Consider the following 21773-nt stretch of genomic DNA (forward strand, 5'->3'; position numbering starts at 1 on the left):
GGAAACGGGGGACTCATGTCCAGCACAGCCGTCCAGGCCGCACGTCGTGAACTGACCGGATTCACCGGGGAGCTGATCGGCCCCGAGGACGCCGGCTACCAGGAGGCCCGTACCGTCTACAACGCGATGATCGACAAACGCCCCGCTCTCGTCGCCCGCTGTGGCGACGCGGACGCGGTGTCCCGCACGATCGGCTTCGCCCGCGCCCACGGCCTGCCCCTCGCGGTGCGGGGCGGCGGGCACCATGGCGCCGGACTCGGCACCGTCGACGGGGGAGTGGTCGCCGACCTGTCACCTATGAAGGACATCCGGGTCGACCCCGAAGCGCGCACCGTGCGGGTCGGCGGCGGCTGTGTCTGGGGCGAGGTGGACCGCGCCACCAACGCGCACGGCCTGGCCACGCCCAGCGGCATCGTCTCCACGACCGGTGTCGGCGGCATCGCCACCGGCGGCGGGCTCGGTCACCTCACCCGCAGCTGCGGGCTGACCATCGACAACCTGCTGGAGGCCGACGTCGTCCTCGCCGACGGCCGCCGGGTACGGGCGAGCGCCGACGAGAACAGCGACCTGTTCTGGGCGATCCGGGGCGGCGGCGGCAACTTCGGCGTCGTCACCTCGTTCGTCTTCCGGCTGCACGAGATCAGTACGGTGATCGCCGGGCCGACGTTCTGGTCCGTCGACGACAGCGCCGAAGTCCTCTCCGCGTACCGGGAGTTCATCCTGAACGCGCCCCGCGAGCTGGGCGGGTTCTTCCTGCACGGCACCGTCCCGCCCGCCCCGCCGTTCCCCGAGGAGATCCAGCTCCGCAAGACGGCCGGCGTGGTCTGGTGCTACACCGGCGACGACACCGAGGCCGCGGCGCGCGAGATGGCCCCGCTGCTCGACGCCCTGCCCGCGCCGCTGCTGCACGCCCCGATGGTCATGCAGCACCCCGACCTGCAGGCCATGTTCGACGGGCTCTACCCGCCCGGCCACCAGTGGTACTGGCGGGCCGACTTCGTCGAGACCATCCCGGACGAGGCGGTCCAGCTGCACGCCAAGTTCGGCGCCGAGGTGCCGACCGTCCAGTCGACCATGCACCTCTACCCGATCGACGGTGCCGCCCACGACGTGGGCCAGGACGAGACCCCCTGGGCCTACCGCCACGCCAACTGGGCCTCCGTCTTCGCCGGCGTCGACCCCGATCCGGCCAACGCAGAGCTGGTCAAGCGGTGGACCGTCGACTACTTCGACGCCCTGCACCCGCACTCGGCGGGCGGCGCCTACGTCAACATGATGATGGACGAGGGCCAGGAACGGGTCCGCGCCAGCTACCGCGGCAACTACGACCGCCTGGCCCGCATCAAGGCCGACCGGGACCCGGACAACGTGTTCCGCCTCAACCAGAACATCCAGCCGGCACCCAAGCCGTCGCACGGGGCGCGGCCGTAGGACGGGTGACGGGTCGCTCGGCGGAGCCGCGTCAGCCCAGGTTCCGCGCCAGCCAGTCATGAGCCGCCCGTGCCGTGAACTCCTCCTGGCCTCCCCGCAGGAGGAGACCGGCGCGGACGAACTCCGGGGCCTCTGCCTGCGCCGCGACGTAGGGGATCGCGATGCAGCGCATCCCGGCGGCGTGCGCGGCGGCGGCGCCCGGGGCGGCGTCCTCCAGGACCACGCAGTCGGCCGGGTCGGCACCGAGCCGACGGGCCGCCTCCAGGAAGACGTCGGGCGCGGGCTTGCCGTGGGCGACCTCGTCGGCCGAGACGGTCGTACGGAGATACGCGTCGAGGCCCGTACCGGCCAGGATCGCTCCGATGGCCCCCGGAGAGGATCCCGAGGCCACCGCCATCGGTACGCCCTCACCGGCCAGCAGCTCCACGAACTTCCGCATCTCCGGGTACACGCGCGTGGCGGTGCGGGCCAGCTCCAGGTAACGATGATTGAGCTCGCCGAGCAGTTCGAGGCGCGGCGCCGTGATCCCGTACCGCTCCTGCCAGATCCCGAGCGTCTCCCAGGTGCTGATACCGACGTACTGCTCGTTGTCCTGCCAGGTGAAGGCGATGCCGTGCTCGGCGAGCAGCAGGCGCGACGCCTCGTAGTAATTAGGCTCGCTGTCCACGAGCGTTCCGTCGAGATCGAAGATGACCGATATGCCGCTGAGCCTGCTCATGGCGTCCAGGATGTCAAAGATCAACTCCGGGCGGCGCGCCCGACCGACTCCACCAGTGGCAGCAGCCGGTGGGCGACCCGCTCCCGCAGCGCCACCTCGGTGCGTGTCCGCACCACTCCCGGCAGGCTGATCACCTTCTGGATCACGTCCTCCAGGTGCGCGTTGTCCCGCGCCACGACCCGCGTCAGCAGATCCCCGCCGCCCGCGATCGAGAACGCCTCGACGATCTCCGGCACGGCGGCCAGCGCGTCCCCCACGTCGTCGAGCCGCCCCTGGGTCACCTCGATGTGCACGAACGCCAGCACCGGATGGCCGAGCGCGGCGGGCGACAGCGAGGGCCCGGTCCCGGTGATCACCCCGTCCCGCTCCAGCCGGTCGAGGCGCGCCTGCAAGGTGCCCCGCGCGACCCCGAGGATGCGCGCGTACTCCCGCACGCTCGTGCGCGGCCGCTCCAGCAGCAGCCGCAGGATGCGGGTGTCGAGCTCGTCCACGGCCATGGCGTACGGCCTCCTCGTCCATGGTCCGTTGGCCCGTCGGTGGACGCTCCGGGACCGCTTTCACTGTACCGATGGCCCAGCATATTCGACCTCACTTGAGCCGACAGCGGCGAGGATGCTGCAATGAGCCGGTCGATGGCGCTGCGGACCTCCGCGGCGCCTTTTCCATGCCGGTGTCCAGCCGGCGGCCAAGAGCTTCAGGGGGCGGTACGTGCTGAAGAGGGTGTTCATGGCGGCGGACCCGGGCCGGGTCCGGCTGCGCTTCGCCGCGCGGGCGGTGCTCGGCATCGGCCTCGCGGTCGTGCTGTGCGGCCTCGCGGGACACTCGCTCGCCGGTGCCGTCACCGGCGGCCTCGCCGCGCTGCTCGCCCTGTTCACCGTCACGGACGCCACCGTCCGGGGGCAGGCGCTCACCACCGCCCTGCTGCCCGCCGTCGGCCTGCCCGTCCTCGCCGCCGCGGCCGGGCTCCACGACCACCCCGTCGCCCGCGACCTCGTCCTCCTCGCCGTCGTCGGCGCGGGCGTCTACGCCCGGCGCTGGGGCCCACGCGGGCACAGCCTCGGCGTCTTCGCGTTCATGACCTTCTTCGTGGCGCAGTTCCTGCACGCGACCACCGACCGACTGCCCGAGCTCTACGCCGCCGTCCTGCTGTCCGTGCTCACCGCCGCCGCGGTCCGCTTCGGCCTGTGGTGCTACGAGCGCCGGCTCCCCCCGGCCCCCGTGCCCGCGCCGCCCGCCGGGACCGGCCTCGCCCGTGCGACCACCCGCCAGGCGGTCCAGGCCATGGCCGGCGCGGGCTTCGCCCTCGTCGTCGGCCAGCTGATCTCCGGACAGCGCTGGTACTGGGCCGTCGGCGCCACCTGGTGGATCTTCGTGAACACCACCTCGCGCGGCGAGACCCTGGTCCGCGGCTTCCGCCGGGTCCTCGGCACGGTGATCGGCATCGGCCTCGGCCTGCTCGTCGCCGTACCGCTGCACGGGGCGCCGGCGCCCACGGCCGTCCTGCTCGCCCTCTGCGTCTTCGGCATCTTCTACACGGCCGCCGTCTCGTACACGTGGATGATGCTCTGGGTCACGCTGCTGGCCGAGCTCCTCTACGGCCTTCTCGGCGTCCTGAACCCCGCACTGCTCGCCCTGCGGTTCGCGGAGACCGGCGTGGGAGCGGTCGGGGCCGTCCTCGCGGTGCTGTTCGTCCTGCCGATCACCACCCACGCCGTCACCGACGCCTGGATCCAGCGCGCCCTGCGCTGCGTTCACGCCTGCACCGCCGAGGCCGCCGCCCGCCTCGCGGGAGTGCCGGGCGCGGACCCGGCCGGCCGCGTGACCGAACTGGAGCAGCTGCTCGGCAGGGTCCGGCTCTCGGTGGCCCCGCTGGTCCACCCCCTCAACCCCCTGTCGGCCCGCAAGCGCCGCGCCCGCCGCGTCCTCGCCCTCCTCGACGACTGCGCCCGGGAGATCCGGGGCCTGGTCACCGTCGCGGCCGACCCCGAGGCCTCGCACGACGCCCGTCTGACCGCCGCGTGCCGACGGGTGGAGGCCGCTGTGGAGGCCCTCACGGACGGCAGGGACTTCCCGGTGGCGGACCGACCCCTCGCCGAGGAACCCGCACTGGCCCATCTGCACGGACTGGAGAGGGCGCTCGCGGAGCTGGCCGCGCCCTTGCGCACGCCAACCGGCTCGCCGCTGGTGGGAGCCTGAACCACCCCGCCGGGTCCGTGACCGGCCCGTGAATATTTCGGGTGCTGGTCTAGACCGGTGCTGATCGACTGCTACCGTCGCCCCGAACGGCACCGACCGAGAGGGGACGACTGTGGCAGACGGCGGCGGGCGGGGACGGGCCTACATCGGGTCGTTCACCGCGGCGGGAGGCCCCGGCATCGTGACGGCGGCGGTGGCCCCGGGCACGGGTGCGTTGAAGGTGCTGAGCGGCCTGAACGGCGTACCCGATCCGTCGTATCTGGCCTTGTCGGACCGCGGGGACGTGCTCTACGCGGTCAGCGAGACGGCCGAGGGCGCGGTGGCCGCGTACCGGGTGAACGGCGACCGGCCGCAGCCGGCCGGCCCGCCGGTGCCGGTCGACGGGAACGGGCCCACGCACCTCGCCGTGCACGCCGGACACGTCCTGACCGCCAACTACGGCTCGGGCAGCGTCACCACCGTGCCCCTGCGCGCCGACGGCTCCCTCGCGGGTGCCCCCTCCGGCGTGCTGCGTCACACCGGCTCGGGCCCGCACACGCCCCGCCAGCAGGGACCGCACGCCCACCAGGTGCAGCCCGACCCGAGCGGGCGGTGGATCGTCAGCGTCGACCTCGGCACGGACTCCGTGCGGGTGTGCACCCTCACGGACGGCGCGCTCGACGTACACCGCGAGATCGCCCTGCGCCCCGGCTCGGGCCCCCGCCACCTGGCCTTCCACCCCGACGGGACCCGTGCCTACGTCCTCAACGAGCTCACCCCGACCCTCATCAGCTGCCGCTGGGACGCCGAGGAGGGCTCCCTGAAGCCCCTGAGCGAGATCCCGGTGCTGGCGGGCGCTCCACGGGGCGACGCCTACCCGTCGGGCGTCGTCACCTCCCCCGACGGCCGTTTCGTGTGGACCGCCACCCGGGGCGAGGACGTCCTGTCCACCTTCGCCGTCGAGGGCGACGACCTGCGACTGGTCGGCACGGTCAGCTGCGGCGGACGCTGGCCCCGGGCCCTCACCGAGTCCGGCGGATTCCTGTACGTGGCCAACGAGCGCTCCGGCGAGGTGACCTGGTTCGCCGTGGACCCCGCGACCGGCCTGCCCAGGTACGAGGGCTCGATCGAGGTCCCGGCCGCGTCCTGCGTGGTCTTCGACTGATCCGCCGCCGGCCACGCCGAAGGGCCCGCTCCGACGGATGGAGCGGGCCCTTTCGGTGACGCGGTCGCAGGCGGCGCGCTCAGCGCACCGGGGCGCCCTGCGCCTGCTGCGGGGCGATGCCCAGCGCGGTCGTGTACTTGGCGAGGACGAGCTTGCCGATCGCCGGGTAGGGGCCGAGCGGCTCGGCGGCGGAGCAGCCGGCCTCCTTGGCCGCCTCCTCGATCACGGCGGGGTCGATCTCCGGCCCTATCAGATACGGCGCGAGCGCCAGCTGCTGAGAACCGGAGGACCGCAGCTGATCGGCGATGGACGCGATCGAGCCGTCCTGGTCGAGCGCCGCCGCCATCACCGGCACGGCCAGACGCGCGGCGAGCAGCATGCCGGTGATCCCGGCCGCCTGCACGGCCTCCTCGCCGCCCACCGCGCCCAGGATGATGCCGTCCGCGGCGGTCGTCACGGCGAACAGACGAGCGCGGTCGGCACGGGCCAGCCCGGCCTCCGACAGACGTACGTGCAGCGCCTCGGCGAGCAGCGGGTGCGGGCCCAGCACATCGGTGAGGTCGGCCGCGATCCGGCTGTCCATCACCGCCTGGCGGATCCGGCGCAGCAGCGCGCCGTCCGGACCGGCGAGCAGCGGCACCACGACGGCGACGGGACCGTCGGGCTCCTTGACGTCCATCCCGGCGGCCTTGGCCTGCTCGTAACGGGCGGTGCGCTCCTCGGCGGCATGGGTCAGGACGGCCTGAAGCGTGGGGAACTCCGAGTCGTCCCCGTCGAGGTACCCGATCCGCGCGTCGAGGCCGGGGAGCTCGGAGCGGGCGATGCTCACGACCTCCTCGGCGAGGCTGCGCGTGGCGGCCGCGGGCGTGCCCGGAACCGCGAGGACGAGCGCGGGCGCGCCCTCGGGAGCCGCCAAGGGCTCGGGTCGGCGGTGCCGCCCGGGCTGGCGAGGTCGCGGCATTCGTACTGGCAGGCCGGACGCGGGCCCAGTGGGGGAGCTCATGGCGACGCATGTTACTGGCTTCCGGGGCTCCCCTGTTCGGGGAGGGTGCAGGTGAGCGGTATCCGTCCGGTTTTGTCTGATGAGTTACGTCCGCTTCAGCCCCTCTTTGGGGTCACGACGTACAACATCGACTCGTCGCTCGGAAGAGTGAGCGAGCCACGCGCCAGTTCTGTGGCGATCTGTACGGATCCCTCCAACGGTCCGCCCGCCGCCGTGACCTGCCGTGCGTGCGGCAGTCGCCGCTGCAACTCCTCCACCAGCGGTACGACGAGGGCGGCACCCATCCTGAACAAGCCACCGGTGAGACTCACATGCGCCTCGCCCTCCGCCGGACAGACCGCGGCCGCCGAGTCCGCCATGTGCCGGGCCGCCTCGCGCAGGATCCTCCCGGCGACCGGGTCGCTCCCGGCGCAGGCCGCCACCTGGGGTGCGAAGGAGGCGAGCACGGCGGGCCGGTCCGTACGCGGGTACAGCCTGCCGGGCAGCTCCCGCAACGGTCCGAACGACTCCTCGGCCAGGGCCAGCAGCGCCGCCGAACCCCCCGGCCGCCCGTCGTGGGCCCGCAGCGCGGCCTCAAGACCGGCCCGCCCGATCCACGCGCCGCCCCCGCAGTCGCCCAGCAGATGACCCCAGCCGTCCGCCCGGCGCCAGGACTCGAGGTCGGTGCCGATCGCGATGAGACCGGTACCGGCCGCGACGACCGCACCCGGGCGCGAACCGAGAGCGCCGGTGTACGCCGTCACCGCGTCCGCGACGAGCGCGACGGTCCGGACCCCGAACTCCCTCTCCAGCGCGGCGGGAAGCTCGTCCCGCAGCGCGTCGCCCAGGGTCGCGAGACCGGCCGCTCCGACGACGGCGGTGTCCAGTCCGGTCACCCCCGCCTCGGGCAGCAACGCCCGCACCATCGGCGTCAGTTGTTCCATCAGGTGCCCCGGGTCGATCCCGCGCGCACCCGTCCGCACGGGCACCTCGGACTCCCGCGGTGCCGTGTTCCCCCGGCCGGGGACGCCGACGACGACCCGCAGGCCGGAGCCGCCGGAGTCGACGGCGAGGAACCCTTCGTTGAGCGACAAGCTCCCCTCCTTCCCGGTGACCGGTGTCTGATCTGCTGGACCGGCTCCCTGCCAGTAGAGTGACACGCCGTGGCACCACGACCCTTGCACGAACTTGTTGAAGCGGGCTGGGCGAAGGCTCTCGAGCCCGCGGCCGAACGCATTGCCGCCATGGGGGACTTCCTCCGGGCCGAGATAGCGGCGGGCCGGACCTACCTGCCGGCCGGGGCGAATGTCCTGCGGGCCTTCCAGCAGCCCTTCGACGACGTCCGCGTTCTGATCGTCGGTCAGGACCCCTATCCGACGCCGGGAATGGCGATCGGGTTGAGTTTCGCGGTCTCGCCCGAGGTGCGTTCCCTGCCGGGCAGCCTGGAGAACATCTTCCGGGAGATGCACTCCGACCTGGGGCTGCCCCGGCCGTCGAACGGGGATCTGACGCCGTGGGCCGAGCAGGGCGTGCTGCTGCTCAACCGGGCGTTGACGACGGCCCCGCGCAAGCCGGGCGCGCACCGCGGCCAGGGCTGGGAAGAGGTCACCGAGCAGGCCATCCGGGCGCTCGCCGCTCGTGGGAAGCCGCTGGTATCGGTCCTGTGGGGGCGTGATGCGCGTAATCTGCGGCCGCTCCTGGGGGATCTTCCGGCGATCGAGTCCGCTCATCCCTCGCCGATGTCGGCGGACCGCGGCTTCTTCGGCTCGCGTCCGTTCAGCCGGGCCAATGATCTGCTGCTGCGACAGGGTGCCCAGCCGGTGGACTGGCGACTGCCGTAGGCCCCCGCCAGGCCCTCTCCACCGTGCGGTGAAGAGGGCCTGGCCACCGCGATCAGGTCACCGTGAATCCGTCGAACGTGGCGATGCCCCGTCCGTCGGTCCAGCCGTTGGCCGCGGTCATGAAGACCCCGACGTCCTGCGCGGCGGCCGCGCCGCCCGGCGTGGCCGTGCCCACGGTGGTCCAGGTGACGCCGTCCGTGCTGGCCTCTCCGATGTACGAGGCGCCGGACCTGGTCAGCCGCAGCCGCACCGGTGCGGTGAAGGAGCCCGACAGTTCGATCGAGTCGAAACGGCCGTCACCGTCCTTGTCCCAGCTCAGCGCGCAGCCGTTGGACGGTGTGATCGCCAGGTTCACATAGCCCGCGCTCCCCTGAGTGCCCAGGTCGTTGCGGACGATGAGGCCCGCCCGTGCCCAGCCCCCGGACGCGTCCTGGGAGGTGACGGTGACCTGGGCCACCGTTCCGTCCTGGTACCCACCCGCCCGGTACACCGCCCCGAACTCGTTGGTGCCACCCCACAGGTCGGCCCCGGCGCCCTCGATGGCGATCTCGTCGCCGGCCTGCCCGAACACCGCGTCGTTGTAGGAGACTGTGCGGTACGGGTCACCGACCCCGGCCGCGGCCATCAGCCGTACCGGCGCCACCGCCTTCCCGCCCCCCGCGTACGCCGCCGCCGCGACGACCTGGCCGACCAGTTCCGTAGGCGCACCCGCCAGCGACACCTCGAAGCGAGCGGCGAACGTCTCGCCCGACGCCACCGACGCCTTGCCCACCGGATCGAGCGGCTTCACCGCCAGGCCCTTGGGGGCGGTGACGGAGAGGGTCACGCCGCGAGCCGCCGTGAACCCGTTCCTGTTGGTGAAGGTGGCCTTCACCGTCGCGGGCGTGCCCTCGGCCACCGCTCCCCGGTCGACCCCCGCCGTGAGGGCCGCCTGGTAGGGCGTGGTGGCGAGCAGGTCGCGCACGCTGCGGGCCAGGGCGTAGGGGGAGCCGTGGGGGTCGGTCGGGTGCGTTTCGTGCGCGTGCGCCCAGCGGTCCTCCAGAGCGAACCAGTCGATCGTCGCCGGCTCCTTCCCCGTGGCGAGCGCGTCGAAGTACGTCTGCCAGCGGGTGCGGTACAGGCCGCCGACCAGTCCGGACCACTCCCGGTTCGCGTAGTCGTGCAGGCCCTCTTCGCTGCTCTGACGTCCGCCCCAGGTGGTGATGAGGGAGCGGACGTCGTATTCGAGGCGGTCCTTCTCGGCACGGTCGGCGCCCCAGGAACGCGCGTCGGCGAGCCACCGCCCGAGCAGATGCGGGCCGGAGGTCGCCAGCAGGTCGTCGAGGAGGTCCATCCAGCCCAGCCAGGTCTTGGTCAGCCTGCCGAACAGGGTCTTGTCCCCGGCGTCGTGTGCGGCCTTGATCTGCGGCAGCAGGACCCGGCTGCGGTTGGACAGGACCTGCCGAGCCACGTCGACGACGTCGTACCGGTAGGCCGAGCTGTCCCTCAACTCCGCTCGTACCGCGAGGAGTTCGGTGAGTGCGGCGTCGAAGGCGGTGGTGTCGTAGCGGTCCTTCTCCGGGCCCCAGGCGGCGGCCTTGTTCGCCGTCAGGCTCGGACGGGCGCCGAACAGGCCGTCCGGGGCCTCGCTCCAGGCGTCGGCGCGGGACATGTTGTACGCGGTGTCGCGGATCGTCTGCCAGGCCGCCGCCGCATGCCGGTCGGGGCCGCCGTAGCGGGAGAGGGCGTACGCGGCGAACCAGTCGTCCAGGTCCACGGTGCCGGGCGTCCAGGCCAGGTCGGTGAGAAGGGCGAGCGCGGGCGCGTTGTTGTCGGCCCCTTCGGGCATCGCCGCGATACCGGCGAGCGCACTGCCTTCCTTGTCACGCCACTTGGGGTACTGCTCCACCCAGTCCGGGGCGTTGGCGCCGATCGGGGTGTGGCCGCCGAAGTTCCAGATGCTGCCGAAGGCGTACGGGGTGCCGCCCCAGTCGCTCTCCCGGTCCGTGACGGTGGTGTAGCGGTCCGACAGGCCGTCCACGATCAGCATGCGGCTCTTGTCGACGCCGTCGAGCAGTTCCTTGGCCGGGTTGTTCTGCCAGCCGAGGATCGCCCAGACGGCCCCCGGGTGGGCCTTCTGCAGTGCCGCCTCGACGGCCTTCGCGGCCTCGCCCACCGGCACGTCACCGGCGTTGCCGCCCTCGTGCAGCAGGTCCATCTTGTACATCGTGCTAGCGCCGAACCGCTCCTTCTGGGCACGGTAGAACGTGGCGGCCACGTCGTCGAAGGCCGTGGTGCGCGGGTCGAGCCAGTCGGGGCGTTTGAAGGCGCCCCAGTCGCCCTGCGCCACCACCTTCGCGTCCCCGCCGTGCCTGGCGGGGAAGTCGTCCGGGACGCTGCCGTAGTAGCCCGGCAGGACCGGCGTCATGCCCAGGTCGCGCACCCGGTCGATGATCTTCTCGGCGAGCGCGGCACGCTTCTCGATGAGCTGCCGGGAGACCGGCCCGCCGAAGCCCGACATGTTCTGCAGCAACCACCAGGGCTGGTGGGCCGGGGCCGGGATCCAGGCGCGCATCTCGGCGTCGGTGTAGCCGAACCGACGGAACGTGTCGTAGTAGACGGCGTCGCCGCCCATGTAGACGAGGACCCGGTTGACTCCGTGCACGGCCAGCACGTCCAACTCGTACTGCCAGGCGTCCCAGTCGCGGTAGGCGCCGGTGTAACCCTCGTTCGTGTCGTTGAAGGCGAAGCGGTGCGGCACGTTGGCCGTTCCCGTGATCTCCGCGGCGGGCGCGGGGAGGATGCGCGGCAGGTTCAGCTGCTCGCCGGTCCAGGAGACGGAGGCGTGCACGGTCCGCCGCAGGTAGGTGTGGAGACCTGTGAGCAGTACGGCGGGACTGGTGCCCTCCACCGTGATCTGTCCGGCCCGGCCGCTGACCCGGAAGCGGTCGGTGCCCTCCTTGACGGCCCGCAGGGTGAGTTGCCGGTAGTGGTCGGGAAGCAGCCGCTTCAGCGCGGCCACGGCGGGCGCGGTGTCGAAGAGGACACCGTCGGCCGCGTACGCGCCCTGCGGACGGGTCAGCAGTGCGGCGCCGCCCAGCGCGACCGCGCCCGTGAGGATCCGTCTGCGGGTGACGCCTGGGAGGTCGAGGTCGCCTCGGTTGTCGTGCATGAACGTCCTTCCGGCCGAGCTCAGTTGATCGACGTGATCGTCATGGCGAAGAGGTGCAGGGCGGGGGCGCCCGCCTGGATGCCGTCGCTGACCTTGGGCAGGGCCACGGACCGCAGTTCCTTCCCGGCGGTCAGATCGACCCCGAAGGTGAACAGGCTGACGGGGTTGTCGTCACGGCCCGAGCCGATGTGGCGGTAGGGCAACACCACCGCGGCGGAGGAGTTCGCGCCGTACCAGTCGGGGACGTCGACCGAGAACGCCTGCTCGGTGCCGTCGGCGTAGACGACCTTCCCGTCACCCTTGCCGTCTCCCCAGGTGCTGGTGCCGAGGAAGGTGAGCCGCGAGCCGGAGCCGGACAGCAGCACGGTCTGGCCGAAGGAGATGACGTTGTCGTTGCTCCCGGGCCGGGTGTCCGGCCAGGTGAAGGGCACCCCGTCGTAGGCGACCGTGGCACCCGGGGTCAGCCCCACCGACGCCAGCGCCTCGGCGGACAGGCTGGAGTTCGAGCCGTCGATGTTCGCGACGGTGACGGCGTCGGCGGAGGAGATCCCCGCGTTGTCGAACGCCTTGGACAGCGAGCGGTACGGCAGCAGGACGGGGGTGGTCGCGCGGGTGCAGTCGGAGCCGTGGCGGTGCACATCGAAGAGGGCGTGCGCGGTGAACACGACCCGGCCCTCGGCGTCGTCGGGGAGCCGGGTCCGCCAGGTGCGGGTCACCGACCGCCCGGGCGCGAGGTCGCCCAGGCCGTCCTGTTCGGCGGTGTCGTCCACGGCGAGATAGAGCACCGTCCCGCGCAGCGCGATCGTGGTGGAGTTGGTGAGCGTGGCCGTCAGGGTCACGGACTTGCCGGCCTCGGGCGCGGCCGGGGTGACGGTGAGCGAGACGGGCGGCGAGAGGAAGTCCTCCTCGGGACGGTAGGCGGCGGTCACGATGCCTCCACGGTGAAGTGGTCGAACACGGCTTGGACCGTCGTACCGGGGTAGTTGAGGTTCACGGCGCTCGCCACCACGCCCGCGTCCAGCGCGCCGCTCGCGGAGGGCACGGTCGCGCTCGCGATCTCGTTCCAGGAGAGGCCGTTGTTGGTGCTGGTATACGCGGTGTAGGTGGTGCCGGCGCGGACCAGGCGCAGCAGGGCGGGATGGGCGGAAGCGCCGCCGCCCGCCCAGGTGTCGAGGTGTCCGTTGCCGTCGCTGTCGGTCATGAACTCCACGCCGTACGACTTCGACATGGTGAGGACGGCGTAGCCGCCCTTCTCCGGCGCGGTCAGGTCGTTGGCGACGGCGATGCCGTACTTGGCGGTGGGGTTGTCGCTCCCGGTGAGGCTGACCGTCTCGACCTGCACCACGCTCGACTCGACGGCGGAGCCGGGAAGGAGGATGCCCCCCTTCTCGTCGGTGCCGCCGGAGAAGTCGCGGCCGCCCGCCCAGATCACCAACTGGCTGCCGTACTGGCCGAACTTCGCGTCGTCGGTGGTCGCGAACGTCCGGTACGGGTCCCGCACCGCGTTGGGCTCGTAGGGCACCGTGAACGTCTTCGCGGACCGCGCGCAGTCGCTGCTGCGCTCGTCGACGTCGAAGACGACGTGCGCGGTGAACGACACGTCCCCGGCCATGTCGGCCGGGAGCGCCGTCTCCCAGCGCCGGGTCGTCTTCGTGCCGGGCCGCAGGTCGCCGAGCGGAACGGTCTTCGCCGCCGTGGTGGCCCGGGGGTTGATCAGGTGGAGCACGGCGTTGCGGAGCGGGAAGGGACAGTCGTTGGTGAGGACCGCGGTGGCGGTGACCGTGTCACCGCCGGCCGGCTCGGCCGGCTGCGTGGTGACGGTGAGGGTGGGTCCCAGGGTGTCGAACTGGGTGCCGTCGCTGATTCCCATGCCGGTCACCGGGCCCAGTCGACGGTGAAGACGTTGGCGATGTCGCTGGGCAGGGAGGACGGGACGGTGATGTTGATCTGTCCGTCCCGGCGGGTCCACCTCAGGCTGCCGCTTGTGCCGAGCAGCCGGACCCGGGACGTGGCGCTGATGGGGATGTCGCCGGGCACCGAGAGGGTGCCGGTGGGCCTGCCCAGCACGATGATGTTGAACTTGCCCGGAGAGACGGTGTAGCGGACGCCGAGCGGGCTGCCCTCCTCCTCCGCCCGCACCCAGGGCGTCGACCCGTAGATCGCCGGGCCGTTGACCTTCAGCCAGGCGCCGATGTCCTTCAGCCGCTCCTGCATGATCTCGGGGATCGTGCCGTCCGGCCTGGGGCCGATGTTGAGCAGCAGGTTGCCGTTCTTGCTGACCACGTCGGCGAGCAGCCGGATCAGGAACTCGGAGGTCTTGTAGTCCTCGTCCGGCTCGTGCTTGTTGTAGCCCCAGGAGTAGCCGATGGTCATGCAGCACTCCCACTTCTGCGGATCCATCGTGGGGTTGGTGCGCTGCTCGTACGTCGCGAAGTCGAAGTGGGTGTCGAACCGGTCGTTGATCACGACACCCTTGGGGCGGGTTCGGTTCTTGGCCTGGTTGTAGTAGTGGGCCATGGGTTCCTCGCTGCGCCACGGCGGGTTGCCGGTGGGCCGGAACCACTGTCCGTCGGCCCAGAGCAGCTCCGGGTCGTAGCGGTCGATGATCTCGTACAGCTGCTTGAGCTCGTAGTCGCCGACGTAGTCCTGGACCGGCTTGTAGCCGGTCATCGGGATCTCCTCGTCGGTGTAGAAATTGCGCATCGGCCGGCCGATCGCGGGGTTGAAGAACTCGCCGAGCGAGTAGTACAGGCCCGGCCGCACGGTGCCGCGCTTGCGGGCCGCGGTCATCAGCTCACCGACGAGGTCACGCTTCGGGCCGTACGCCACGGAGTGACGGTCCGTCACCTTGCTGGGATAGAGGGCGAATCCGTCGTGGTGCTTGCTGGTCAGCGCGAAGTACTCGGCGCCCGCCTGCTCGAACAGCCTCACCCAGGAGTCGGGGTCGTACTTCTCGGCCTTGAACTGGGGGATGAGGTCGTCGTAGGTGACGTTCTCGCCGTAGGTGTCGCGGTGGTACTTCCACTCGGCGGTGTCCTTGGTGCTCTGGTACCACAGGTACCACTCGGAGGCGCTTCTCGGCGTTGCGCCGCCGATCACCGAGTAGATGCCCCAGTGGACGAAGATGCCGAACTTGGCGTCCTTGTACCAGCGCGGCACCGGGTGGGTGTCGAGGGAGGCCTTGGTGGCCTGGTAGTCGGCGATGCCCGGCACTGCGGACGTGGCCCCTTGCGTGAGCGCCTGGGCGGTACCGGGCGGGGCGAGCAGCACCGCGCCGCCGAGGGCGGCCGCGGTGGTCATGAAGTGTCTGCGGTCGACTGCCATGGATGTGCCTCTCAGTCGTGCGTGGAGAAGGAGTCGAAGAGTGCTGTGGTGATCTGGCCGGGGTAGTTGAGGTTGACGGCGCTCGCGACCAATCCGGCGTCCCCGGTACCGCTCGCGGACGGCACGGTGGCGGTGGCGACCTGCTGCCAGGCGGTGCCGTCGGAACTGGCGTACGCGGTGTAGGCGGTGCCGTCGCGGACGAGCTTCAGCCAGGCGGGGTGGTACGAACTGCCGCCGCCCGCCCAGGTGTCGAGCTTTCCGTCGCCGTCGCTGTCGGTGAGGAACTCCAGGCCGTACTGCGCGGACATGGTGAGCACCGCGTAGCCGCCCGCTTCGGGCGCGGTGAGGTCGTTGGCGACGGCGATCCCCGCCTTGGCGGACGGGCCGCTGCCGGTCTGACCGACGACCCGGGCGGTCACCGTGCCGGAGGGCGGTGCGGCGTCGGCGAGGTAGACCGCCGCCTTCTCGTCCTTCCAGCCGGACAGGTCCTGGCCGCTCGCCCAGATGGCGAACTGCTCGCCGTTCTGGGCGTATTGGGCCTTCTCGGTGGTGGTGGAGGTCGTCAGATACGGCGCCCGCATCTCGGACGGAGTGGGGGTCACGGTCGCGTCCACGCTGTCGGAGTCGTGGCGGGTCCTGCCGTCCTGGACGAAGGAGGTGCGTACGCCGATCTCGTGCGTGCCCCAGGTGGTGTCGGCCGCGGGGGCCACCGTCCAGGTGACGGTGGCGCTCTCGCCCGGGGCGAGGGAGCGAACCCGCACGCTGCCGGCCGGTTCGGCGGACCAGCCGTCGGGGAGGTCGAGGCGAGTGCTGACCTGAGTGACCGTCCTGGGACCGGTGTTGGTGACGGTCGACGTGATCTCCGTGCCCTCACCGCCGGCTTGCAGGGTCGGCCGGTAGGGGGTGAGCCGGACGCGGGCCGAGGGGCAGTCATGGGCCACCCGCAGGCCGGCGAGGTCGACCGCGTCGGCGAAGGCCTTCATCCCGGTGTCGTTGGGGTGCAGATGGTCCCCGGAGTCGAACGCGGCGGCGTAGCGGGTGGGGTCGTCCGGGTCCCGTACGGCCTTGTCGAAGTCGGCGTAGCCGTCGAAGACCCCGCCGTCGCGCACGAACGTGTTGACCTTCTGCCGGTCGGCCTCCTTGGCCTCGGTCCACCAGTCGCCCCAGCCGCGATACGGCACGACCGTCGCGCCGATCACGCGCAGCCCGCGGGCGTGGGAGCGGCGCACGATCTCCTTCATGCCGTCGATCACCTGGTCGCCGGTGGCGCCACCCCAGCTGAGGTCGTTGACGCCCTCGAACAGGACCACCGTCCGGGCGCCCGGCTGCGACAGCACATCGCGCTCCAGCCGGTCGAGCGCCGACGGGTTGCCGTCGACACCGGCCGTGATCCGGTTGCCGCTGATGCCCTCGTTCAGCACTCCGGCGGTGGTCGAGCAGGCTGACAGCCGCCCCGCCAGGTAGTCGGGCCAGCGCCGGTTGGCGTTCGAGGTGGAGGCCGCGCCGTCGGTGATGGAGTCACCGAGCGCCACGACGGAACCCGCCGCGTTGCCGCCCCGTACGTCGACACCGGTCAGGAACGGGAAGGTGGAATCGGTCCTGGTGAAGGCGTCCCCTTCGGCGTCCGAGGCGTGGTCGCCGCCGCCGTCCGGAGTCCAGTAGACGGTCTGGAGGCCCATCCAGTGCTGGCTGATGTGGGTGAGCCGGCCGGGGAAGTACAGGCTGACGACCAGGTCGCTGCGGGCGGGAAGGGTGAGCCGGACCTGATCGCTGGCGGCCTGCTCGCCGGCCGCGATCGTCACCCCGCTCTTCCCGCCGAACCGCAGCTTCTGCGGCTTCGTGACGGCGGAACCATCACCCCGAAGCCCGACGGTCGCGTGCCCGACGGTCACCGGCTCGGTGGTGAAGTCGTTGGTCAGACGGATGCGCACGCTCGATCCGCCGGCGCTCACCCGTACCGGTATCCGCACCGTCACCTCCGAGGTGCCCGGGTCGTACGCGGCGTGCTGGGCTGTGGCCCACGTCCCTGTCCATTCCTGCTGGGTGGTCTCGGCCGCGGCCGGCGCCGCGGGAAGCAGGGCTGCCAACGCCGTGGCCAGGACCGCGAATCTTCGGTGCCCTCGCAGGTGTTCAAGCCGTCTGGACACGGTTCCTCCTCAGGAACAGCCGCGGCCGAGGCCGAGCGACGTCAGGTCGATGGAGTCGGCGAATGCCTTCATCCCGGCGTCATTGGGATGCAGATGGTCACCGGAGTCGTACGCCGCGCCCAGCCGCTGCGGATCCGCCCGGTCCCGGACCGCCCGGTCGAAGTCGGCGTAGTCGTCGAAGACCGTGCCGGCGTTCCGGACGAACGCGTTGACCTGCTGCCGCCGCGCCTCCGTCTCCTCGCTCCAACCGCCCCAGGTGAAGTCCTTGTACGGGGTGATCGTGGCGCCGACGACCCGCATCCCGCGCTGGTGAGCCCGGTGAGCGATCGTCTTCATCCCGGCGATGATCTGCTCTGCACTCGCCCCGCCGAGGTCGTTGATCCCTTCGAAGAGGATCAAAGTCCTGGCGCCCGGCTGGGAGAGCACATCCCGTTCGAGCCGGTCGAGCGCCGAGGGGTTGGTTTCGGTCCCGGCGGTGATCCGGTTGCTGGTGATGCCCGCGTTGAGCACCCCGGCGCCGGGCCGGCAGGCGTTGAGGCGGGCGGAGAGCAGGTCGGGCCAGCGCTGGTTGGTGTCGGCCGTCGAGAAGGACCCGTCGGTGATCGAGTCGCCGAGCGCCACCACCGACCCGGCTCTCGGCGCGGTCACGTCGACACCGCTGAGGAACGGCCAGCTCGTGGTGGTCCAGGTGTAGGCGTCACCGGCGGTGTCGGCGGCGTGGTCGCCCGCCCCGTAGTCCGTCCAGTACACGGTCTGCTGCGCCCACCAGTGATCGGTGATGTGCGTGACCTGGCCGGGCAGATGGAGACTGACGACCAGGTCGGCCAGGGCCGGCACGGCGAGTCCGACCGGATCGCTGACAGCCTGGCCGCCCGCCGGGATCGTGACCGCCCGCTTCCCACCGAACCGCAGGTCGTACGGGCGCGCCACGGCGGAACCGCCGTCGCGCAGACCCACGGTCGCGTGCCCGATCGTCACCGGGGCGGTGGCGTAGGCGTTGGTCAGCCGGATGCGTACGGCTGAACCGGCGACGCTGGTGTGCACCGGCATCCGTACCGTCACCTCGGACATCCCCGAGACTTCGTAGTGCTCACTGGCCGCCGTCGCCCAGGTCCCCGTCCAGCGCCGCTCGTCGCCTTGCTGACCCGCCTGGGCCGGTGCAACGGTCCCGGCCACGACGGCCGAGACGGTCAGCAGCAGCGCCATGAGCCTGCCGCGCATCGCCAGTACGGGCATCAGGCACCGCCGCCGCAGGTCAGCTTGGCGTCGGCCCAGTCGGCGTGGTCCGAGGAGACATCGCCGTCCCCGTCCACCAGCAGGTCCAGCCAGCGGGCGCCGGTCACGTCCACGTCGATGTCCGTGCCGCCGTCGGAGCCCCGCACCACCGGGGTGGTGGTGAGGGAGCGGCCGTCTGCGATCACCTGGAAGGAGACGCTGCCGCCGTCGCCGACCTCGTCGTCCACCCCGGCGGTCGCGGTGAACCGCGTGCAGCCACCGCCGAGATACACGCGCACCTGGCTGTTCGCGTGCACGCCGAGGCCCTTGGTGTACGTGGTGCCACCGATGCTCAGGGGACGACCGTCGCCCGCCGCGTTCTCCCCGTTGGAGGAGTCCTTCTCCACCGGCCCCCAGCCGTTGACCGCCTTGACCGGGGTCAGGTCGCTCACATAGGCGTCGGCGGACAGTCCCGGAGGTGGCACCTGTACGGCGCGTACACCGGTGACGGTTCCCGGACGGCCGGGCTGGGTGAGCTTGGCGGTCGCGGTCAGGACGGCGTAGTGGATCGGGTCGCCGGGCGGGGTGACCGTGTAGTCCGCGGTCACCGTGTCGCCGGGCCGGACACGGGCGAAACGGGTGGTGTCGTCGGTGGTCGCGGTCCAGCCGTCCGGGACCTTCAGCGCCAGTTCGGCGTTCCAGGCGGTCGGCGCGTCCTTCGGAACGCTGAGGGTGACGGGGACCTTGGTCGCGGTGTCGGTGGCCAGGAACGGCTCGGCGTCGACGGTGACCTGTGCGCCCGCGGCCGGTACGGCGTAGGTCTTGGCGTCGTACGAGGGGGCGGCCACCGTACCGACCTTGATCCCGCCCGCCGAGGCGCCGAGGTCGACGAGCTTCGCCGAACCCGGGCCCGCGCCGGCCTTTGTGGACCACACGGCCAGGGCGATCGTGTTGTCGCCCTGCTCACGCAGGAGGCCCTTGGGGATGACGAACCGGGTCTGGGGTCCGGTGCCCGGCAGGTAGCGGCCGATCAGCCAGCCGTTGACGAAGATCTGGGCGCGGTAGCCGGTGCTGCCGCCTGTGGGTTCAGCCAGGTCCAGCGCGAGCGCGTTGTCCTGGCCCTGCGGCAGGTCGAGCCGGGCGGAGGTGCGGTACCAGCGCACGCCGGGGTCGGTCTTGGCGGCCTGCCCGGACAGGGTGGTGCTCTTCCAGTTGCCGTCGGGGAAGCCCGGCAGCGACCAGCCGGCCCGTTCCCCGTACAGCCCGCCGTTGTTGTACGGGCCCCGTGCGGTGTCCACCGGGTCCTCGCCGCCCCGGTTGCCCTGGATCTTCCAGGTGAGGGTGGAGGCCCCGCCGATCACCTCGGCACTGAGCAGACCACGCGGCTCCTTGGAGTAGTCGTGGCCCCATTCCTCGTTGTGACCCGCGTTCTCCACGAGGACGGAGAGGACGTTGTCCCCGTCGGCCTTCAGGGTGTTCGCCGGGATGTCGAAGGTGTGCGCGCCGTCGCCGGAGCTGCCGAGGTAGTGGCCGTTGAGCCAAACCGCGTACAGGCCGGTGTTGCCGGTCTTGGCGTCGAGTGCGAGCGCGGTCGCGGCACCGGTGGTCCTGAACCGGCCGCGGTACCAGACGTCGCCGTGGTGGAAGCCGTATTCGTCCATCGCGAGGACCGGCAACGATCCGTCGAGCGCCGCGTTGTTCGCGGTGAGGTGGTCGGCGGTGGTCCACGTGGAGTCGTCGAAGCCGGGAGCCGCCTCCGGTGCCTCCTCCTTGTACTTCCACGTCGTCAGCGCCGGCAGCAGCCGGACCGGGCGCGGTGCCTCGGTCACGGCGACCGTACGGCCATTCCAAGTCACCTTCTTGGCGTCCGCGATGACCTCGATCTTCGCGGCCTTGGTGGAGTCGCCGGTCAACTTCAGGGTGTCGCCCGCCTGTTCGGCCGTACGGACCAGGGAGGGGCCGCGTACGAGGACCGGTCCCGAGGACGTGTCCTGTCGCCACCAATGGGCGGTCTCGGCGGTGTCGGCGATCAGCAGTTCCATGCCGTTCACCAGCACCCGGGCCAGGCCCTTGTGGGTGTAGTTCAGGCGCAGGTCACCGCGTGCCGCGTCCCAGGTGGTGGTGATGTCGCCGTCGAGGACGGTCACCTTGGGCCGCGCGGTGTACCGCAACACGGTCTCGCCGGCCTCTCCCGCACGCCCGTACAGCAGCGCCACCTCCCGGTCGCCGATCCGGGCGTGCGTCATGATCTCCGAGGTGGAGTAGACAAGACGCTGATCGCCCAAGTCGTAGCCCGCCACCAGGAGTTTGGCGTCCCGACCGTCGATGGTGATCGTTCCCTGCTGGGGTACGCGCGGGTAGTCGCCGTCGGCGCCCTTCAGCGACAGGGTGGTCTCGTCCTTGTCCTTCACCCGGGTGTCGGCGTGCCGGACGGTGAAGAACTGGGTGCCGTCGTCGGGATTGACCCGCCGGTCGATGCGCAGGGCATCGTCGGACGGGGCGGGGGCCTCGGCCTTGTCGGTGCGCGCCAGTGACGTCACCGAGTTGACCATGTAGCCGAGGCGCTTGAACTCCTGGTATTTGTCCGTCAGTTGGCGGGACTCGTTGATCGGTGCGCCGTAGTCGTACGACGTGTAGACCGCGTTGGGATCCGCGAGCCAGCCCCAGTTGGTGCCGCCGTACGTCATGTAGAAGGACTGGCCGCTCACCCCGGCGGCGATGTTCATCTTGCTGAACACCCGGGTGAAGTCGGTCCCGGTGAGCTTCGCGCAGTCCTGGTATCCGGTGCCGCCCCAGGGGTCGAAGGCGCCGCCCTGTGCCTCCGGGATGATCAGTGGGGACTCGGGCTTCCAGTCGTTGACGTAGGAATAGTCGGGCAGGTTCTTCCAGGTGTCGGGGTCCTTGCAGTCGAAGCCCTGCGGGTAGGCGTCGAAGCCGTAGATGTCCGGGGCGCCCTTGCCGCTCACCCAGTTCTGGTTGGCGCCACCGTCATTGACGAAGGTGGGCACATCGATGCCGTCCTGCTTCGCCCAGTCGATGAGGGTCTGCATGTAGTCGGCGTCGTGGCGACCGCCCTGGTACTCGTTCTCGACCTGGTAGAGGATCACCGAGCCGGTACCACGGGTGAGTTGGTGGCGGGCGATGATCGGGTTGATCCTGCTCATCCACTCCCGGGCCGCCTTCATGTACTCCGGCTCGGAGGTGCGGTTCACGCCGGCCTGGGTCGACCTCCAGGCGGGCATACCGCCGCCGGAGACCTCCGCGTTGATGTACGGGCCCGGTCGGGCGATCACATACAGGCCCGCGCGCTCGGCCTCGTCGAGCAGCCGCTCCACATCGCGGGTGCCGGTGAAGTCGTACGAGCCCGGCCTGGCCGAGTGGTACCCCCAGTCGAAGTAGAGCGAGACCGCGTTGAAGCCGCCCGCCTTGATCTTCTGCAGGACGTCACGCCACGCGTCGGGGCTGGGCAGCCGGAAGTAGTGGAACTCGGCGCCCCAGAGGTAGAGGGGTTTGCCGTCGACCCGCACGGAGTACTGGTCGTAGGTGACGGTGTGCGGGGCCCGCTGCTCTGCCTGTACCGGTGCCGCGGCGACAGCTGTGCTGGTCAGGGGCATGACAGTGAGG

Annotated in this window: 15 protein-coding genes; 4 read left to right on the forward strand and 11 right to left on the reverse strand. The window is 71.4% G+C overall.

What is annotated here, in order from left to right; translation table 11 throughout:
* Window positions 1-15: 15 nt before the first annotated feature.
* Window positions 16-1431, forward strand: a complete 1416-nt coding sequence (locus tag ACIBJB_RS21160; RefSeq protein ID WP_398932627.1) for an FAD-binding oxidoreductase — start codon at window positions 16-18, stop codon at window positions 1429-1431.
* 31 nt (window positions 1432-1462) lie between these two features.
* On the opposite strand, the gene ACIBJB_RS21165 is transcribed toward ACIBJB_RS21160, so the two are convergent.
* Together ACIBJB_RS21165 and ACIBJB_RS21170 are read right to left on the reverse strand one after the other, a co-directional pair.
* A complete protein-coding gene (locus ACIBJB_RS21165) occupies window positions 1463-2149 on the reverse strand; it encodes an HAD family hydrolase (RefSeq protein ID WP_398932628.1) in 687 nt (228 codons plus the stop codon).
* A gap of 20 nt (window positions 2150-2169) precedes the next feature.
* Window positions 2170-2646, reverse strand: coding sequence for an Lrp/AsnC family transcriptional regulator (locus ACIBJB_RS21170; protein ID WP_398932629.1), 477 nt, complete (start codon window positions 2644-2646; stop codon window positions 2170-2172).
* A 211-nt stretch (window positions 2647-2857) separates the two neighbouring features.
* On the opposite strand from ACIBJB_RS21170, the gene ACIBJB_RS21175 reads away from it, so the two are divergent.
* Both ACIBJB_RS21175 and ACIBJB_RS21180 read left to right on the forward strand, forming a co-directional pair.
* Window positions 2858-4345: an FUSC family protein gene (locus ACIBJB_RS21175; protein WP_398932630.1), complete on the forward strand. Its 1488-nt coding sequence runs from the start codon at window positions 2858-2860 to the stop codon at window positions 4343-4345.
* Window positions 4346-4457: 112 nt separating this feature from the next.
* On the forward strand, window positions 4458-5489 hold the full coding sequence (locus ACIBJB_RS21180; RefSeq protein ID WP_398932631.1) for a lactonase family protein: 1032 nt from the start codon (window positions 4458-4460) through the stop codon (window positions 5487-5489).
* 79 nt (window positions 5490-5568) lie between these two features.
* Here ACIBJB_RS21180 and ACIBJB_RS21185 read toward each other — a convergent pair whose 3' ends face one another.
* Window positions 5569-6492, reverse strand: a complete 924-nt coding sequence (locus ACIBJB_RS21185; RefSeq protein ID WP_365656547.1) for a hypothetical protein — start codon at window positions 6490-6492, stop codon at window positions 5569-5571.
* A gap of 95 nt (window positions 6493-6587) precedes the next feature.
* Window positions 6588-7565 carry an N-acetylglucosamine kinase gene (locus ACIBJB_RS21190; protein ID WP_398932632.1) on the reverse strand — a complete coding sequence of 326 codons (978 nt, stop codon included), beginning with the start codon at window positions 7563-7565 and terminating at the stop codon, window positions 6588-6590.
* Window positions 7566-7634: 69 nt separating this feature from the next.
* Here ACIBJB_RS21190 and ACIBJB_RS21195 point away from each other — a divergent pair, with 69 nt between their 5' ends.
* Window positions 7635-8312 carry a uracil-DNA glycosylase gene (locus ACIBJB_RS21195; RefSeq protein WP_057609776.1) on the forward strand — a complete coding sequence of 226 codons (678 nt, stop codon included), beginning with the start codon at window positions 7635-7637 and terminating at the stop codon, window positions 8310-8312.
* A 52-nt stretch (window positions 8313-8364) separates the two neighbouring features.
* Here ACIBJB_RS21195 and ACIBJB_RS21200 read toward each other — a convergent pair whose 3' ends face one another.
* From ACIBJB_RS21200 to ACIBJB_RS21230, 7 genes are read right to left on the reverse strand one after another with little or no spacing between them, the layout of a single operon-like run.
* Entirely contained in the window at window positions 8365-11463 is a 3099-nt protein-coding gene (locus ACIBJB_RS21200) for an alpha-N-acetylglucosaminidase TIM-barrel domain-containing protein (RefSeq protein ID WP_398932633.1), read from the reverse strand.
* 20 nt (window positions 11464-11483) lie between these two features.
* Window positions 11484-12392, reverse strand: a complete 909-nt coding sequence (locus tag ACIBJB_RS21205; RefSeq protein ID WP_398932634.1) for a beta-glucosidase — start codon at window positions 12390-12392, stop codon at window positions 11484-11486.
* Window positions 12389-13333, reverse strand: coding sequence for a hypothetical protein (locus tag ACIBJB_RS21210; RefSeq protein ID WP_398932699.1), 945 nt, complete (start codon window positions 13331-13333; stop codon window positions 12389-12391). The genes ACIBJB_RS21205 and ACIBJB_RS21210 overlap by 4 nt, the downstream gene beginning before the upstream one ends.
* A gap of 5 nt (window positions 13334-13338) precedes the next feature.
* Window positions 13339-14787, reverse strand: a complete 1449-nt coding sequence (locus ACIBJB_RS21215; protein ID WP_398932635.1) for an alpha-L-fucosidase — start codon at window positions 14785-14787, stop codon at window positions 13339-13341.
* Between the two features lie 11 nt (window positions 14788-14798).
* Window positions 14799-16934: a GDSL-type esterase/lipase family protein gene (locus tag ACIBJB_RS21220; protein ID WP_398932636.1), complete on the reverse strand. Its 2136-nt coding sequence runs from the start codon at window positions 16932-16934 to the stop codon at window positions 14799-14801.
* Between the two features lie 9 nt (window positions 16935-16943).
* Window positions 16944-18170 carry an SGNH/GDSL hydrolase family protein gene (locus ACIBJB_RS21225; RefSeq protein WP_398932637.1) on the reverse strand — a complete coding sequence of 409 codons (1227 nt, stop codon included), beginning with the start codon at window positions 18168-18170 and terminating at the stop codon, window positions 16944-16946.
* The gene (locus ACIBJB_RS21230) at window positions 18170-21763 is read right to left on the reverse strand and encodes a beta-galactosidase (protein ID WP_398932638.1); all 3594 of its coding nucleotides are present in this window, start codon (window positions 21761-21763) and stop codon (window positions 18170-18172) included. The genes ACIBJB_RS21225 and ACIBJB_RS21230 overlap by 1 nt, the downstream gene beginning before the upstream one ends.
* Between the last annotated feature and the right edge of the window lie 10 nt (window positions 21764-21773).

It is taken from the genome of Streptomyces sp. NPDC050759 (assembly GCF_044456945.1).
In the GTDB taxonomy this organism is placed as follows: Bacteria; Actinomycetota; Actinomycetes; order Streptomycetales; family Streptomycetaceae; genus Streptomyces.

What these genes read in the sequence shown, in the direction of transcription:
- ACIBJB_RS21215 (WP_398932635.1), bottom strand. Translation starts at nt 14,787, where the DNA reads ATGGCAGTCGACCGCAGACACTTCATGACCACCGCGGCCGCCCTCGGC.
- ACIBJB_RS21165 (WP_398932628.1), bottom strand. Translation starts at nt 2,149, where the DNA reads ATGAGCAGGCTCAGCGGCATATCGGTCATCTTCGATCTCGACGGAACG.
- ACIBJB_RS21170 (WP_398932629.1), bottom strand. Translation starts at nt 2,646, where the DNA reads ATGGCCGTGGACGAGCTCGACACCCGCATCCTGCGGCTGCTGCTGGAG.
- ACIBJB_RS21160 (WP_398932627.1), top strand. Translation starts at nt 16, where the DNA reads ATGTCCAGCACAGCCGTCCAGGCCGCACGTCGTGAACTGACCGGATTC.
- ACIBJB_RS21210 (WP_398932699.1), bottom strand. Translation starts at nt 13,333, where the DNA reads ATGGGAATCAGCGACGGCACCCAGTTCGACACCCTGGGACCCACCCTC.
- ACIBJB_RS21185 (WP_365656547.1), bottom strand. Translation starts at nt 6,492, where the DNA reads ATGAGCTCCCCCACTGGGCCCGCGTCCGGCCTGCCAGTACGAATGCCG.
- ACIBJB_RS21200 (WP_398932633.1), bottom strand. Translation starts at nt 11,463, where the DNA reads ATGCACGACAACCGAGGCGACCTCGACCTCCCAGGCGTCACCCGCAGA.
- ACIBJB_RS21225 (WP_398932637.1), bottom strand. Translation starts at nt 18,170, where the DNA reads ATGCCCGTACTGGCGATGCGCGGCAGGCTCATGGCGCTGCTGCTGACC.
- ACIBJB_RS21230 (WP_398932638.1), bottom strand. Translation starts at nt 21,763, where the DNA reads ATGCCCCTGACCAGCACAGCTGTCGCCGCGGCACCGGTACAGGCAGAG.